Annotated in this window: 1 protein-coding gene; it reads right to left on the bottom strand. The window is 34.5% G+C overall.

Annotated features, from left to right (window positions below; genetic code table 11):
* Positions 1 to 38 precede the first annotated feature (38 nt).
* Positions 39 to 249, bottom strand: a 211-nt coding sequence (locus KVT37_RS32505; protein WP_217579059.1) for a hypothetical protein, incomplete at its 5' end; no start/stop codon positions are given.

Here is a 249-nt window from a genome sequence, read left to right as displayed (position 1 = left end):
AGCATATGTCCAGTGGACTTGTAGTACACACCATTCATTTATGCTACACTTAACGAGTGCCTTTTCTCTTTGCCGTGTTGAGATCTAATTAATTCTTCGCAACCATATGGCACTATATCTATCTCATTGAAACAATATATGTTTCGGTGTTTTTTTCGTCTAATTGATAGATATATAGAGGGATTGTCTATATATTGATGTTCAGCAATTGCATCATTATATTGATGTTCGGCAGGTTTAAAGACATCA

This window comes from Mesorhizobium sp. GbtcB19 (assembly GCF_019091085.1).
Classification (GTDB): domain Bacteria; phylum Pseudomonadota; class Alphaproteobacteria; order Rhizobiales; family Rhizobiaceae; genus Mesorhizobium.
This window is presented reverse-complemented; position numbering and strand designations above follow the sequence as displayed.